This window comes from Buttiauxella izardii (assembly GCF_003601925.1).
GTDB classification, from domain to species: Bacteria; Pseudomonadota; Gammaproteobacteria; order Enterobacterales; family Enterobacteriaceae; genus Buttiauxella; species Buttiauxella izardii.
Map to the genome: position 1 here is coordinate 35319 of NZ_QZWH01000009.1, position 15830 is coordinate 51148.

General features: G+C 53.8%; 14 protein-coding genes. 10 read left to right on the forward strand and 4 right to left on the reverse strand.

Annotated elements, in window-relative coordinates; all coding sequences use genetic code 11:
- Both D6029_RS06245 and D6029_RS06250 read left to right on the forward strand, forming a co-directional pair.
- On the forward strand, positions 1 to 1089 hold the full coding sequence (locus D6029_RS06245; protein WP_120063931.1) for a NapC/NirT family cytochrome c: 1089 nt from the start codon (positions 1 to 3) through the stop codon (positions 1087 to 1089).
- Between the two features lie 37 nt (positions 1090 to 1126).
- Positions 1127 to 3568 (forward strand): trimethylamine-N-oxide reductase 2, encoded by a 2442-nt coding sequence (locus D6029_RS06250; protein WP_120063932.1) that lies wholly within the window; start codon positions 1127 to 1129, stop codon positions 3566 to 3568.
- Between the two features lie 64 nt (positions 3569 to 3632).
- On the opposite strand, the gene D6029_RS06255 is transcribed toward D6029_RS06250, so the two are convergent.
- Both D6029_RS06255 and cysS read right to left on the reverse strand, forming a co-directional pair.
- Positions 3633 to 4214, reverse strand: a complete 582-nt coding sequence (locus D6029_RS06255) for a helix-turn-helix domain-containing protein (RefSeq protein ID WP_167455976.1) — start codon at positions 4212 to 4214, stop codon at positions 3633 to 3635.
- 171 nt (positions 4215 to 4385) lie between these two features.
- The gene (gene cysS / locus D6029_RS06260) at positions 4386 to 5774 is read right to left on the reverse strand and encodes a cysteine--tRNA ligase (RefSeq protein WP_120063934.1); all 1389 of its coding nucleotides are present in this window, start codon (positions 5772 to 5774) and stop codon (positions 4386 to 4388) included.
- Positions 5775 to 5963: 189 nt separating this feature from the next.
- On the opposite strand from cysS, the gene ppiB reads away from it, so the two are divergent.
- From ppiB to mnmH, 5 genes are all read left to right on the forward strand, one after another.
- Complete coding sequence (ppiB, locus tag D6029_RS06265) at positions 5964 to 6458, forward strand: peptidylprolyl isomerase B (protein ID WP_120063985.1); 495 nt, start codon at positions 5964 to 5966, stop codon at positions 6456 to 6458.
- 14 nt (positions 6459 to 6472) lie between these two features.
- Positions 6473 to 7192 carry a UDP-2,3-diacylglucosamine diphosphatase gene (gene lpxH, locus D6029_RS06270; RefSeq protein ID WP_208642669.1) on the forward strand — a complete coding sequence of 240 codons (720 nt, stop codon included), beginning with the start codon at positions 6473 to 6475 and terminating at the stop codon, positions 7190 to 7192.
- Positions 7193 to 7330: 138 nt separating this feature from the next.
- A complete protein-coding gene (gene purE / locus D6029_RS06275; protein ID WP_120063936.1) occupies positions 7331 to 7840 on the forward strand; it encodes a 5-(carboxyamino)imidazole ribonucleotide mutase in 510 nt (169 codons plus the stop codon).
- Entirely contained in the window at positions 7837 to 8901 is a 1065-nt protein-coding gene (purK, locus tag D6029_RS06280; RefSeq protein WP_120063937.1) for a 5-(carboxyamino)imidazole ribonucleotide synthase, read from the forward strand. The genes purE and purK overlap by 4 nt, the downstream gene beginning before the upstream one ends.
- 119 nt (positions 8902 to 9020) lie before the next feature.
- Entirely contained in the window at positions 9021 to 10118 is a 1098-nt protein-coding gene (gene mnmH / locus D6029_RS06285; protein WP_120063938.1) for a tRNA 2-selenouridine(34) synthase MnmH, read from the forward strand.
- Positions 10119 to 10317: 199 nt separating this feature from the next.
- Here the strand turns inward: mnmH and ybbP are convergent, their stop codons facing one another.
- Both ybbP and ybbA read right to left on the reverse strand, forming a co-directional pair.
- Positions 10318 to 12732 carry a putative ABC transporter permease subunit YbbP gene (gene ybbP, locus D6029_RS06290; protein ID WP_120063939.1) on the reverse strand — a complete coding sequence of 805 codons (2415 nt, stop codon included), beginning with the start codon at positions 12730 to 12732 and terminating at the stop codon, positions 10318 to 10320.
- Complete coding sequence (gene ybbA, locus D6029_RS06295) at positions 12729 to 13415, reverse strand: putative ABC transporter ATP-binding protein YbbA (protein WP_120063940.1); 687 nt, start codon at positions 13413 to 13415, stop codon at positions 12729 to 12731. The genes ybbP and ybbA overlap by 4 nt, the downstream gene beginning before the upstream one ends.
- Between ybbA and tesA the strand changes: the two genes are divergently transcribed.
- From tesA to D6029_RS06310, 3 genes are read left to right on the forward strand one after another with little or no spacing between them, the layout of a single operon-like run.
- The gene (tesA, locus tag D6029_RS06300; protein WP_120063941.1) at positions 13383 to 14012 is read left to right on the forward strand and encodes a multifunctional acyl-CoA thioesterase I/protease I/lysophospholipase L1; all 630 of its coding nucleotides are present in this window, start codon (positions 13383 to 13385) and stop codon (positions 14010 to 14012) included. The genes ybbA and tesA overlap by 33 nt on opposite strands.
- Positions 14013 to 14040: 28 nt before the next feature.
- A complete protein-coding gene (locus D6029_RS06305) occupies positions 14041 to 14811 on the forward strand; it encodes an SDR family oxidoreductase (protein WP_120063942.1) in 771 nt (256 codons plus the stop codon).
- Between the two features lie 59 nt (positions 14812 to 14870).
- Positions 14871 to 15725, forward strand: coding sequence for a co-chaperone YbbN (locus D6029_RS06310; RefSeq protein ID WP_120063943.1), 855 nt, complete (start codon positions 14871 to 14873; stop codon positions 15723 to 15725).
- Positions 15726 to 15830: the final 105 nt, after the last annotated feature.

The following is a 15830-nucleotide window of genomic DNA, read 5'->3' on the forward strand; positions in this document are numbered from 1 at the left end:
ATGAACAAGAAATGGATCTTTTTGATTTGTGTGGTGTGCATTGTGATTGGGATCGGCTTAACCACACTCGTGGGCTGGGGTTTAAAACAGACCTCAGAAACAGGTTTCTGTCTTTCATGTCATACCATGCAAACCCCCTATGAAGAGTACCAGGGCTCGGTTCACTTCCAGAACCAAAAAGGGATCCGTGCCGAATGCAAAGACTGCCATATCCCGGAAGGCGGGCTGGATTACCTGGTCACTAAATTGCGTGCCAGCAAAGATGTTTATCACCAGTTCGTTACCGGCAAAATTGATACCCCTGAAGAATATGATGCCCATCGCCTTGAAATGGCGCAGACCGTGTGGAACCAGATGAAAAGTAATGATTCTGCGACCTGCCGTTCATGCCACTCGATGGATGCGATGGATCTGCAAAAACAAAGCCACGATGCGCAGAAAATGCATGCTTTGGCGGTAAAAGAAAACCAAACCTGTATTGATTGCCACAAGGGCGTCGCCCACTTCCCGCCTGAAATCACAGTAGACAGCAAAGCGCTGGATACCTTAACGGCTGAGGCCGAGAAAACGCCTGCCGATGCACAACAACGCTTTGCTTTAACGCCCACTCCGATCGGCACTTCCGGCACCGTCTATACCGCAACGAAAATGAAAGTTCTGCGCCAGATAGAGGGCGGCCAGCAAGTGGAAATCACCGGTAGTCAGATGCAAGGTGCAGAGCAAGTTATCTACCTGGCGACGGGCCAAAGAATGGTAATCGCCTCTCTTACGCCCGAAGGAATTCAAGCGCTTAAACCACTCGGCGAGTGGCAAAAAGACAGCTACGGCAACAGTTGGCGCAACGTCAGCCTGGAGGGGCCAATCACCCAACCGGCGCTGGCAAATCCTGAACCCCTTTGGCGCTACGCAAAATCTCTCGATACCGCGTATTGCTCAGGCTGCCACGCCCCTATTGCCGCAGACCATTACACCCTCAACGCCTGGCCTTCTATTGCAAAAGGGATGGGCGCGCGCACGGATATTAGTGACGAAAATCTGGACATTCTTACGCGGTGGTTCCAGTACCACGCGAAAGATGCAGCCCGGTAAGTGGTACGTCACACCATGTTCATTTAAGGAGAAAATAATGACATTAACGCGACGTAGTTTTTTGAAAACGGCGGGCAGTACGGCAGGCGCCATGATGGTCACCTCCGCCGTTCCGCTTCCGGCATGGGCCGAAACACCAGCAGGAACCGTACTAACAGCTGCTCGCTGGGGGGCAATTGAAGTTGTAGTGAAAGACGGGAAGATAGTTTCCTCAAAAGGAGCGCTGGCAAAAACCATTGAGAATTCATTGCAAAGCAGCGGCCCGGATCAGGCTCATACTCCTTGCCGAATCAAGTATCCGATGGTGCGCAAAAGCTACCTGGCAGCACCTGGGAAAGTGGACGGCAAACGCGGCAAAGATGAGTTTGTACGAGTATCCTGGGATGACGCCCTGAAACTCATTAACGGGCAACATTCACGCATTCGCACCACTTATGGCCCGGAGTCTATTTTTGCCGGTTCCTACGGCTGGCGCTCCAGCGGTGTGCTGCATAAGGCGCAAACTCTGCTGCAACGTTATATGAGCATGGCTGGCGGCTATTGCGGGCACACAGGTGACTATTCGACGGGTGCCGCGCAGGTGATATTGCCGCACGTTGTCGGCTCGGTGGAAGTTTACGAACAGCAAACCGTCTGGCCGATGATTCTAAAAAACAGCCAGGTCGTGGTTTTGTGGGGCATGAACCCGCTCAATACGCTGAAAATCGCCTGGAGCAGCACCGATGAACAAGGGCTGGAATACTTCAATCAGCTAAAAGCATCGGGAAAAACCGTGATTGCTATCGACCCGATGCGCTCAGAAACCATCGATTTCTTTGGCGAGAAAGCACAGTGGATTGCCCCGAATATCGGCACCGATGTCGCATTGATGATGGGGATTGCCCACACGCTGGTCGAAGCCAATCTACACGACAAAGCATTTATTGAAAAATACACCACCGGTTACGCTGAGTTTGAATCCTACCTGCTGGGTAACGAGGACAAAACACCGAAAAACGCGGCCTGGGCGGAAAAAATTTGCGGCGTTCCCGCCAAACAAATCACCTTACTGGCCGAGATTTTCGCTAAAAACAAAACCATGCTGATGGCCGGATGGGGTATCCAGCGCCAGCAATATGGCGAACAACGCCATTGGATGCTGGTCACACTGGCGGCAATGCTTGGGCAAATTGGCAGCGAAGGCGGCGGTTTCGGCTTCTCCTATCACTATTCTAACGGCGGCAATCCAACGCGTAGCGGTGGCGTGCTGACGGCAATTTCAGCGACAGTTGCGGGGAGTTCGTCTGCGGGTAACGATTGGGCAACCTCTGATGCCGTCGCCAATATTCCCGTGGCGCGAATCGTCGAAGCCCTGGAAAACCCCGGCGTTAAATACCAACACAACGGCAAAGAGCAAACCTTCCCCGATATCAAAATGATTTGGTGGGCGGGTGGCGGTAACTTCACTCACCATCAGGACACAAACCGGCTGATTGCTGCCTGGCAAAAACCTGAACTGGTGGTCATTTCTGAATGCTACTGGACAGCCGCTGCCAAACACGCGGATATCGTACTGCCAATAACCACCTCCTTTGAACGCAACGATTTGACAATGACGGGGGATTACAGTAACCAGCATCTGGTGCCGATGAAGCAGGCTATTGAGCCTCAGTTTGAAGCGCGAAATGATTTTGATGTGTTTGCCGATTTAGCCGAACTGCTTAAACCGGGTGGAAAAGCGGTTTATACCGAAGGGAAAGATGAAATGGGTTGGCTGCGTGAGTTTTACGACGCCGCTCAAAAGGGAGCACGCGCCCAGCGAGTCAACATGCCGCAGTTTTCCGTTTTCTGGCAGGCAAACAAACTCATTGAGATGAAAAGAAACCCGAAAAATGAAACTTATGTGCGTTATGCCGATTTCCGCAACGATCCGGTAATGAACCCGCTGGGTACGCCAAGTGGCAAAATCGAAATCCATTCGAAAACCATTGAAGGTTTTGGCTATAAAGATTGCCCGGCGCATCCCACCTGGCTTGAGCCAGATGAATGGGCGGGTAACGCTCAAGCGGATCAACTGCAACTTTTAACCGCGCATCCTGCCCACCGCTTACATAGCCAACTCAACTATGCCGAACTGCGTACTAAGTGCGCCGTCGCAAACCGCGAACCAGTTTATATCCATCCGGATGACGCCACAAAAAGAGCGGTTAAAAATGGCGACACAGTACGCGTTTGGAACGATCGTGGACAAGTGTTAGCGGGCGTTGTTGTCACGGACGGGATCAAGCCTGGTATTGTCTGTATTCATGAAGGCGCGTGGCCGGATCTCGACCCCACAACCGGGATCTGTAAAAACGGAGGGGCCAACGTTTTGACCAAAGATATTCCCACTTCACGCCTGGCAAATGGCTGTTCTGCGAATACCTCACTGGTTAAATTAGAAAAATACGCAGGGCCAGAGCTTACGCTCACTGCGTTTACACCTCCGCTTGGTGCATAAAAATCATAAGCCCCATTGACCGCTGTCTATGGGGCTTTATTACGCTTTCCGCGTATTGAACGAATTAATATTCCTTCGGCAAAAGCTTAATCGCCAACAACTTCCCACGCTTGATTTCAACGTAATCACCGCGCCGTAATTCTCCCAGAATCGCCATAATCGTGCTGCGCGCCAATTGCGTGCGTTCTTGAATAAAATCCGCCACGTTAATATTGCAGCGCAAATCAGGAGCCAATGAGTGAAGCTCAATTAATTTATTGCGCACCATGACATACGCTGAGACGCCAACCAGATGTTCTTCACGCAATGAATAAATTTGGATAAACCAGGACAGCAAACTCGCCACCGGTTCCCAAAGCTGTTGTTGTGTGAAAATCGCAAACGCTTGATCGGCTGGCACCACGCGCGCCGTACAGGTTTCTTCGACCTTTAAAAACCAACCGCCGCGAGGCCGCAGACACTCCGCAATGCCAAAAACCAGTTCTCCTCGCACCGACGAAAGCACTAATCCATCAATGTTGCGGATAACGCTGAAATAACCCTCGGCGAATAAATAGAGCGATTTTTCATTGTCCCGGATTGCATTAATTTCAGTACCCGGTTGAAAAGTTTGTTCTGTTCCAATGGAGGCAAGCGCCTGGCTCAAAACCGCTATCTCAGCAAGGGGCCGAGGGGGGTAAAGGGAAGGATAAATTTGACCCATGTTTTGGTCATTTGCAGTGGGCATGAATTAACCTTGTTTAATCCTTGTCACCATTATCATAGCTGATAAAAAAAGCGGCCTGAGCCGCTTTCGGTATTACTGATTAAATCACGCTTATTTGCGACGCCAGGTTGTTCCTTGCGCACCATCTTCCAGCACGATCCCCATCTCATTGAGACGGTCGCGAGCCTGATCCGCCAGCGCCCAGTCTTTCGATTGACGCGCATCGTTACGTTGTTTGATCAGCGCTTCGATTTCGGCCACTTCACCGTCGTCAGACTGCGCACCACCTTGCAGGAAGGCTTCCGGATCTTGCTCAAGCAGGCCCAATACCGCAGAAAGCTTACGCAACGCCGCTGCCAGGCCATTCGCCGCCGCCAGGTCTTCCGTTTTCAGGCGGTTCACTTCACGCGCCATATCGAACAGCGCGGAGTACGCTTCCGGCGTGTTGAAGTCGTCATCCATCGCTTCACGGAAACGGGCTTCAAACGCTTCGCCACCAGCAGGTTGTGCACTTGAATCGGTGCCGCGCAGCGAAGTATACAAACGCTCAAGGGAAGTACGCGCCTGTTTCAGGTTCTCTTCGCTGTAGTTCAACTGGCTACGATAATGGCCGGACATCAGGAAGTAGCGAATGGTTTCGGCATCGTAATATTTCAGCACATCACGCACGGTAAAGAAGTTGCCCAGCGATTTAGACATTTTCTCGCGGTCAACCATCACCATGCCGGAGTGCATCCAGGTGTTAACGTACTCGCCGCCGTGCGCACACGTTGACTGCGCGATTTCGTTTTCGTGGTGCGGGAACATCAGGTCAGAACCGCCACCGTGAATATCAAAATGGTTGCCGAGCTGTTTGCAGTTCATTGCCGAACATTCAATGTGCCAGCCAGGACGGCCCTCGCCCCACGGCGACTGCCAGCTTGGCTCGCCCGGTTTGGACATTTTCCACAGCACGAAATCCATCGGGCTACGTTTAACGTTCGCTTCCACTTCAACACGCGCACCGGCTTGCAGTTGCTCCAGATCCTGGCGCGAAAGCTTGCCGTAATCCGCGTCGGTTTCCACGGAGAACATTACGTCGCCATTGCTGGCAACATAGGCGTGATTGCGCGCGATAAGCTGTTCAACAATTTCGATGATGTCGGGAATATGTTTGGTGGCGCGTGGCTCGCTGTCCGGGCGCAGAATGTTAAGCGCGTCGAAATCGGTGTGCATTTCCGCGACCATGCGATCGACCAGCGCGACAAAATCTTCGCCGTTTTCATTGGCGCGTTTGATAATTTTGTCGTCAATATCCGTAATGTTGCGTACGTATTTCAGCTTATAGCCGAGAAAACGCAGGTAACGCGCAACCACATCAAAGGCAACAAAAGTACGACCATGTCCGATATGACACAAATCGTAAACGGTGATACCACACACGTACATGCCAACCTCTCCGGCATGAATAGGTTTGAATTCCTCTTTTTGGCGACTCATTGTATTGAAGATTTTTAACATCAGGGGATTCCATGTAAGTGTGTCGAAACGGTGCAATTGGCTATATTAAACCATAATTTTACCCAGAGTCAGTGTGCTTTGCGAGGTTATCGCATGCTGACGGGCGGGACGCAGTTATGCTATAACAACCACCTTGTGTGGCGGCACCGTCTGCCGGAACACTGTCTGACTAAATATAGGATGCACAGCATGGTTACTTTTCATACTAATCACGGCGATATCGTAATCAAAACTTTTGATGATAAAGCGCCGATCACTGTCAAAAACTTCCTCGAGTATTGCCGCGAAGGTTTCTACGCCAACACCATTTTTCACCGTGTGATCAACGGCTTTATGATCCAGGGCGGCGGTTTCGAACCGGGCATGAACCAGAAAGACACTAAAGATACCATCCAGAACGAAGCGAATAACGGCCTGAAAAACACCAAAGGTACGCTGGCAATGGCTCGTACCCAGGCGCCACATTCTGCAAGTTCCCAGTTCTTCATTAACGTAGCGGACAACGATTTCCTGAACTTCAGCAGCGAAAGCATGCAAGGTTGGGGTTACTGCGTATTCGCCGAAGTGGTTGAAGGCATGGACGTAGTAGAAAAAATCAAAGGCGTGTCCACTGGTCGCAGCGGTATGCACCAGGACGTTCCTAAAGAAGACGTGGTTATCACTAGCGTAACCGTAAGCGAATAATTCGCCCGATGGCGATGACGCTTTTTATCGCAGATTTACATCTGTGTTCAGAAGAACCGGCGATCACCGCCGGTTTTCTGCGTTTTCTGGCGGGTACAGCCAGGGAAGCCGACGCACTTTATATCCTTGGCGATCTGTTTGAAGCCTGGATTGGTGACGACGACCCGGAACCGCTACACCGCCAAATCGCTCTAGCGATCAAAGACCTGGTTGATTCCGGTGTGCCCTGCTTCTTTATTCATGGCAACCGCGATTTCCTGCTCGGCAAGCGCTTCGCCCGTTTAAGCGGCATGACGCTGCTGCCAGAAGAAAAAATGGTCGAACTGTATGGCCGCAAAATACTGCTGCTGCACGGCGACACGCTGTGTACCGACGATCACGGTTATCAGGCGTTTCGCAAAAAAGTCCACCAGCCGTGGCTGCAATGGGTGTTCCTCGCCCTGCCGTTGTTTATTCGCAAACGCGTGGCCGCCAGAATGCGTGCCGACAGCAAAGCCTCCAATAGCAGTAAATCGATGGCGATTATGGATGTGAATTCACACGCGGTTGTCGACGCCCTCGAGCGCAACGACGTGCAATGGATGATTCACGGTCACACCCATCGCCCGGAAATCCACTCTCTTTGTGCAAATGGCAAACCTGCATTCCGCTGTGTGCTTGGCGCATGGCATACGCAAGGTTCCATGATTAAAGTCACCGAAAACGACGTAGAATTAATCCCCTTTCCGTTTTAAACAAAATCACGCCTTTTTGCTGCCTTGTTAACCACGCAACCGTTTTCCTTGCTCTATGTTCATGCTATTCTCTGAGCCCTTCTGACCGACCGAGCCACGTTCGGTGATGTTTGCATACCCACAGGAGTTTTGAGACGCATGTCCTCCAACCAGACCCCGGCGCGTATCGCCATTGTCATGGGTTCCAAAAGTGACTGGGCTACCATGCAGTTTGCCGCAGAAATCCTCACCGCCCTTGATGTCCCGCACCACGTCGAAGTGGTTTCCGCACACCGCACCCCCGATAAACTTTTCAGCTTTGCCGAACAGGCTAGCGACAACGGTTTGCAGGTGATTATTGCCGGTGCAGGCGGAGCGGCGCATTTACCGGGCATGATTGCAGCAAAAACCCTGGTTCCCGTGTTGGGCGTGCCTGTTCAGAGCGCTGCTTTAAGCGGCGTCGACAGCCTCTATTCTATTGTGCAAATGCCACGCGGTATTCCGGTTGGCACGCTGGCCATCGGCAAAGCGGGTGCGGCGAACGCGGCCCTGCTGGCGGCGCAAATCCTCGCGATCCACGATAAAGCGCTACATCAGCGTCTTGAAGCGTGGCGTCAAAGCCAGACCGACGAAGTGCTGGAAAACCCGGACCCACGGGGTGAAGCATGAAACGCGTCTGCGTGCTGGGTAACGGCCAGCTAGGCAGAATGCTACGCCAGGCGGGCGAGCCGCTGGGCATCGCGGTTTATCCGGTAGGTTTAGATGCCGAACCCGAAGCCGTGCCATTTGCGCAAAGTGTGATTACCGCAGAAATCGAGCGCTGGCCTGAAACCGCCCTCACCCGCGAACTGGCGCGTCATAACGCGTTTGTGAACCGCGATGTGTTCCCGATTATTGCCGACCGCCTGACGCAAAAGCAGCTGTTCGATAAGCTCGAACTAGCGACCGCCCCGTGGCAGTTGCTCTCAAGCCGTGATCAATGGGCGGCTGTGTTCCAGAATCTCGGCGAGCTGGCGATTGTGAAACGCCGCGTTGGCGGTTACGACGGGCGCGGGCAATGGCGTTTACGCAGTCATGAAACCGACCAGTTACCGGATGATTGCTACGGCGAGTGCATCGTCGAGCAAGGGATTAACTTCTCAGGTGAAGTTTCGTTAGTGGGCGCACGCGGCCACGACGGCACCACCGTGTTTTACCCGTTGACGCATAACCTGCATCAGGACGGCATTCTGCGCACCAGCGTAGTTTTCCCGCAGGCAAACATTGAGCAACAGCAGCAGGCGGAAGCCATGCTTTCAGCCATTTTGCATGAGCTGAACTACGTCGGCGTGATGGCGATGGAGTGCTTTATCACCCCCGCCGGGCTGCTGATTAATGAGCTGGCTCCACGCGTGCATAACAGCGGGCACTGGACGCAAAATGGCGCATCCATTAGCCAGTTTGAATTGCATCTGCGGGCGATTGTTGATCTGCCGTTGCCGCAACCTGTCGTTAATTCACCGTCAGTCATGATTAACCTGATCGGCACCGATGTGAATGACGACTGGCTGAAACTGCCGCTGGTCCATTTGCACTGGTACGACAAAGAAGTGCGCGAAGGTCGCAAAGTCGGCCATCTCAATCTGAACGACAGCGATACCGGCAGACTGTGCGCAACGCTTGAAGCACTGGTGCCGTTGCTGCCGCCGGAATACGCCAGCGGCATCGCCTGGGCGCAAAGCAAGTTCTAATCACAGCGGCGGGTGATGCCCTTGCTCACCCGCTCTGCCATTCATGCCAACTCCCCCCTGCCTTTCTTTTTTGCATGCAAAAGCGCACAATTCGGCCTCACTCGCTTTAAGGTTGTTGTATGCAAATCGCTCGTCCTGACACTCAAGATTATGAACATCTGCTGCGCAGCGGTACTCCGCTTATCGACGTGCGCGCTCCGGTTGAATTCATCCAGGGGGCGATGCCTGCCGCGCTGAATTTACCGCTGATGACTGATGACGAGCGTGTCGCCGTTGGCACTTGCTATAAGCAGCGCGGGCAACAGGCGGCGGTGGAGTTGGGCCACAGTCTGGTACAGGGTGAAATCCGTGCAGCCCGTTTGCAAAAGTGGCTGGAAGCCTGCCGCCAGAATCCGCAGGGATATTTGTGCTGCGCGCGCGGCGGAATGCGTTCGCATCTGGTGCAACAGTGGCTACGCGAAGCGGGCGTTGACTATCCGCTGGTCGAAGGCGGTTATAAAGCGCTGCGCCATTACGCCATGGACGTGATTGAAACCCGCTCGCAATGGCCGATGATTCTGGTCAGCGGTAATACCGGCGGCGGCAAAACGATTTTGATTCGCTCGCTGCCCACCGGCGTTGACCTTGAAGGCCTGGCGCATCATCGCGGTTCGTCATTTGGCCGCACGATTGTGGAACAGCCCTCGCAAACTAACTTTGAAAATAACCTCGCCGTCACGCTGCTTCAAAAAGGCGACAATGCAGAAGTGACGTGGGTTGTGGAAGATGAAGGCCGCATGATTGGCTCGCGCCATATTCCCGAATGCTTCAGAGAACAAATGCTACGTTCACCGATTGTGGTGATTGAAGACCCGTTTGAGCAGCGCCTGGAACGCTTAAAATTTGAATATTTCGAGCAGATGAGCGAAGCGTTTTTATTGGTACACGATGAAGAAACCGCCTGGCAAAACTACGGTGAATATTTGCATCATGGGCTGTTTGCCATCCGCCGTCGTTTGGGCCTGGAGCGTTTCGCGCAGTTCAGCAAATATCTTGATAACGCACTGGAATTACAACGTAAAACCGGTTCCGTGGAAGGGCACCTGGCGTGGCTTGCACCGCTGCTTGAAGAGTATTACGACCCGATGTATCGCTATCAACTCAGTAAAAAAGCGGGAAATATTGTGTTTCGCGGCGACTACAGCCAGGTTGAATCGTGGCTGCGTCAGCGGACGTAAAAACGTAGGGCGGATAAGCGCAAGCGTCATCCGCCAGAGTCGGTTCAATCAGATCTCACTAACGCCCCCGCCCCGTTAGTCGCCGCCAGACTGATGGTGCGGGGGTAAATCTACATCAGCGATATAAACACTCGCTCACTTTTATTCCACGCCTAAAAATTCAGCCAGCACCATTCAGGGCTTTTTAACGCCGTTAAACTCAGGCCACAAACTGGCGGAATAGCGCTTTGCCTTTGAGTAAACGCACGCCCAACCAGCCGCCGCAGACCGACAGCAGCACCGCTCCAGTTAATGGCAAGATAACCCACAACCGCCAGTCAGGTTCCCATGGGAAATCAAACACCTGAGTTTGCAGCAGACCGAGTGCGGTTTCAGCGCCAATCGCCGCCACCAGCCCGGAAACCAGGCCAAGAACGGCAAACTCGCACCACAGCGTGGTACGCAGCAGGCGTTTCCCTGCACCCAAAGTACGGTAAACGACAAGCTCTTGATGACGCTGGCGCATCCCCACTTGCACTTGCGCCAACAGCAGCAACACGCCACAGGCCGTCACCAGCACCACCATCACTTCCAGCGCGCGACTCACTTGCTCCAGCACCTGACCAACCTGGCGCAGAATCGTCCCGATATCCAGCAAACTGAGCGTTGGGAATTCACGGTTAAGCTGCGTGAGTACGCCGTTTTTGCCCTCCAGATGGAAGCTGGTAAGCCAGCTTTGTGGCTGGTTATCCAGTGCGCCCGGCGGGAAAATAAAGTAGAAGTTAGGCCGCAGGCTTTCCCAATCCACTTTACGCAGGCTGGAAACTTTGGCAGAGAAATCCTGGGTATCGCCCATAAAGGTGACGGTATCACCCAGCTTAATTTTGAGGCGTTTCGCCACACCTTCGTCCATGGAAACTTCACCCGCTTTTGGCGGCCAGCTTCCCGCCAGAATCGGATTATGGGTCGGTTTCTGGCTTTGCCACGTCAGGTTCAGCTCGCGGTTTAGCGCTTCGTCCGGGTTGCCCTCGGTGGATTTGCCGTTAATCGCCGTCATACGCACCCGCACAATCGGGTAGAACGATTCCGGGATAATCTGGTGTTCAGCCAAAAACTCTTTCACTGGCTGAACCTGTTCGGTGGCGATGTTCAGCAGGAAGTAGTTCGGGCTTTCCGGCGGCAACTGCTGTTGCCAGCGATCCAGCAAATCGCCACGCAATACCAACAATAATGCGAGCAACATAAACGACAGCGAGAAAGCGGCTAGCTGGCTGAGGGTCGCCCACGGCTGGCGCAACAGACGGTTCACCGCCAGGCGCAACGCGAGGTTTTTCAGCGTCAGCTTTTTCAGCAGTTTCAACACACCCCAGCCGACAATTCCGCACAAAGCTGCCAGAACGACCGTCCCCGCCAATACAGCCCACAGCAGCGTGCTGCCGCCCATCAATAAGGCTAACAACGCCACCACCACGATGGTGATAATCGGCAGGTAGATTTTCAGCGGCCAGACGTTTGCCACCGCATCACGGCGTAACACGCGCAGCGGCTGAGTCGCCAGCAGCAGGCGATACGGGCGCAGGCCGACAAGTAGCGAAATCACCACCATCGAGCCAATGGCCCACACCCACGGCCACAGGCTGGCTGGGGGTAAAGCCGCAGGAAGAACAGGTTTCAGCAGGCGCATCAGCACCGCTTCAAACAATAATCCAGCCGCGCCTCCGGCAATCGCCGCCAGCGCCAGAACCATCAACCACTGGCCGATGATCAGCTTACGCAGTGCGGCGCGCCCCGCTCCGAGAGTTTTCAGAATGGCGACTAAATCGTAACGGCTACGGCAATAATGGTTCATCGCCACAGCGACGGCAGCCACCGCCAGCAACAGCGTCAGCAGTGCGGAAAGCAGCAAGAATTGTTGCGAGCGTTCAAGGGATTTACCCAGCGCACCGTCATCTTGCTCCATGCCGTACCAGCGCTGTTCCGGTTTAAGCAGCGGCACAACAAACTTCTCAAATTTATCGAGCTGAGCAGGCGTGCCGCCAAATTTATAGCGCCAGGTGATGCGGCTTCCCGGCTGCACCGCGCCAGTTTTTTCCACGTCCGCGAGGTTCATCATTAAACGCGGGGCCATCTGGAACGGGTTAAAACCGGAATCCGGCTCCTGAACCACTTCGCCCGCAATGCGCAACGTGGTGTCGCCGACGTCAATCGAATCCCCGGCTTTAAGATTGAGCAACGCCATTAAACGCGGTGCCAGCAGCACGCTTCCCGGCTCGGGTTTTAAGCCGGGCGGGTTAGTATCCAGCTCGCCATACATCGGATAAACATTATCGACGGCTTTAACCGACGCCAACTGCGGCGTGTCTCCGGCAAAAGTCATGGTCGCAAATGTCAGCTGTTTGCCAACTTTCAGGCCATCTTTTTGCGCCTGATCCAACCATTCCTGCGGCACTTCGCGCGCGCTGCGCAATGCGCGGTCGCCCGCCATAAAATCACGACTTTGCTGGTTTAGCCCTTGCTCCATGCGGTCGCTGATATTGCCGAGCGCCAGTACGCACGCCACCGCAAGGCTCAACGCCAGCCAGACAATCAGCAGTGACGGCGAGCGCCATTCGCGCCAGAACCAGCGAGCAATCATGCTTCCTCCCACAACTGACCTTCACGCAGGCGCAGGCGACGGTCGCAGCGCGCGGCGAGTTGTTCATCGTGTGTGACGAGAATCAGCGTGGTAGCGAAATCGCGGTTTAATGAGAAGAGGAGATCGGCGATGCGGTCACCGGTGTGGCGATCGAGGTTGCCGGTGGGTTCATCAGCAAACAGCACTGCCGGGCGGCCATTAAAGGCGCGAGCCAGCGCCACACGCTGCTGCTCGCCACCGGAAAGCTGTGCCGGAAGATGGTCAAGGCGTTTGCCAAGACCAAGCTGTTCGAGCAAGGCTTTGGCCTGGGCGCGGCTGGAAGCGTCGTTTTGGCCGCGTAATAGCGAGGGGAGTTCGACGTTTTCCAGCGCGTTGAGCGTCGGCACTAACATGAATGACTGGAATACGAAGCCGACATTTTTTGCCCGCAGTGCCGCTCGCGCTTCTTCATCCATGCTGTGTAACGGCTCGCCGCACAGGTGAACTTCCCCTTCGCTGCCGTCATCAAGACCTGCGAGAATCGCCAGTAGTGTAGACTTCCCGGAGCCGGACTCGCCGATTAACGCAATGGTCTGCGCCGGTTTGACAACCAGCTCAACTCCGGTAAGGATGGAAAGCTGATGTTCCCCAGTTCCTACGGACTTACTAAGATGATGAACTTCAACAATGTTTTCCGCTGGCATTTGCCCTTCCTGTTTCTGGCTTTCTTGACCATTCGCGCCGCACATGCGGACACGTTGCTGATTCTGGGTGACAGTTTAAGCGCGGGTTACCGAATGTCGGCAACGGCGGCCTGGCCTGCCTTGCTGGATAAGAAATGGAACCAGCAAAATACTAAAGTTGTGAACGCCAGTATCAGTGGCGACACCGCGCCGCAAGGGCTGGCGCGGCTTCCGGCGTTGCTAAAACAACATCAGCCGCGCTGGGTGTTAATCGAACTGGGCGGTAACGACGGCCTGCGCGGTTTTCAGCCGCAAGCCATCGAAAAAAGTCTGCGCCAGATCATCAATGAGGTAAAAGCGGCAAACGCTCAACCATTGCTGATGCAAATACGTCTGCCTGCAAACTACGGTCGTCGTTATAATGAGTCGTTTAGCGCTATTTATCCGCAACTTGCCAAAGAGTTTTCTATTCCTCTGCTGCCATTCTTTATGGAGGAAGTCTATTTGAAACCGCAATGGATGCAGGATGACGGTATCCATCCGAATAGCGATGCACAGCCGTTTATCGCCGACTGGATGTCTTCCCGTCTGGCTCCTTTAGTAAAACACGACTCATGAACAAGCGGAGCTTCGCGCGGGTAAAGTTATGCAAAAATCAGTTTTAATTACAGGTTGTTCCAGCGGGATTGGCCTCGCCTGCGCCCATGAATTACGCAAGCAAGGGTTCCATATTCTGGCCGCCTGCCGAAAACCCGAAGATGTTGAGCGCATGAATCAAGCCGGATTTACCGGCGTGCAGCTCGATCTCGATTCTCCTGAAAGTGTGCAGGCCGCAGCGGCACAAGTTATCGAACTGACCGGAAACCGCCTGTTCGGGCTGTTTAATAATGGCGGGTACGGCGTTTATGGCCCGCTGCAAACCCTTTCGCGTGAACAGCTCGAGCAACAATTTTCGACCAATTTATTCGGCACCCATCAGCTCACGATGCTGTTGCTCCCGGCGATGTTGCCGCACCGTGAAGGGCGCATTGTGATGACCAGTTCGGTGATGGGCCTGGTTTCGACGCCGGGTCGCGGAGCCTACGCCGCCAGCAAATACGCGCTGGAAGCGTGGTCTGACGCACTGCGCATGGAACTGCATCACAGCGGGATTAAAGTCAGTTTGATTGAGCCTGGCCCAATCCGCACGCAGTTCACGCAAAACGTTAACCAGACGCAAGCCGACCATCCGGTAGAAAATCCGGGGATCGCCGCACGCTTTACGCTCGGCCCGGAAGCGGTAGTGGAAAAAGTGCGCCATGCTTTTGAAAGCCCGAAACCGAAATTACGCTATCCAGTGACGCTGGTCGCCCATGCTTTAACGTGGTTGCGCCGCCTGCTGCCAGCCTGCATGTTGGATAAAATTTTACGTGGTTAGTTGAAGCGCCTTTTGCCAACCCCCATGTAAACGTTAAATATTTCTGAGAGAGTTAAGCCATGTCTGCAACGTACAATATTGATATTACCGAAGCGAACCTACATCAGACGCTGGAACAGTCCGTTACCACACCGATTCTGTTCTACTTTTGGTCTGCTCGTAGCCAACATTGCGAACAACTCACGCCCGTTCTCGACAAGCTTGCCGCGCAATATCAGGGCCAGTTTATTCTTGCCAAAGTGGACTGCGACGCCGAGCAGATGGTCGCTTCACAGTTTGGTTTGCGCAGTATTCCAACGGTTTATCTGTTCCAGAATGGCCAGCCGGTAGACGGTTTCCAGGGCCCGCAACCAGAAGAAGCGATTCGCGCATTACTGGAAAAGGTACTGCCGCGTGAAGAAGAGCTGAAAGCGCAAGAAGCGATGCTGCTGATGCAGGAAGGCAAACACGCCGAAGCGCTGCCGCTGCTGAAAGATGCGTGGCAGCTCTCAAATCAGAACAGCGAAATTGGCCTGATGCTGGCAGAAGTGCAAATTGCGCTGAACCGCAGCGAAGACGCTGAAGCGGTGCTGAAAACGATTCCATTGCAGGATCAAGATACTCGCTATCAGGGTTTAGTCGCGCAAATCGATCTGTTGAAGCAAGCCGCCGACACGCCGGAGATCCAACTGCTGCAACAGCAAGTTGATCAAGATCCTGAAAACGCCCTGCTTGCCAGCCAACTGGCGCTGCAACTGCATCAGGTTGGGCGTAACGAAGAAGCGCTGGAATTGCTGTTCACTCATCTGAAAAAGGATTTGGGCGCGGCTGACGGGCAAGTACGCAAGATACTGATGGAGATTCTGGCAGCCCTCGGAACCGGTGATGCGCTGGCCTCTAAGTATCGCCGCCAGATGTATTCACTGCTGTATTAAAATGTCGGAAGACGCTGCGCTTTTCCGACCTTCAAAAAGAAACGCAGCGTCATCCACGCTGAAAAAAATCGCTGATTGAACCCCGTTAAGGGGTAGACTACATCA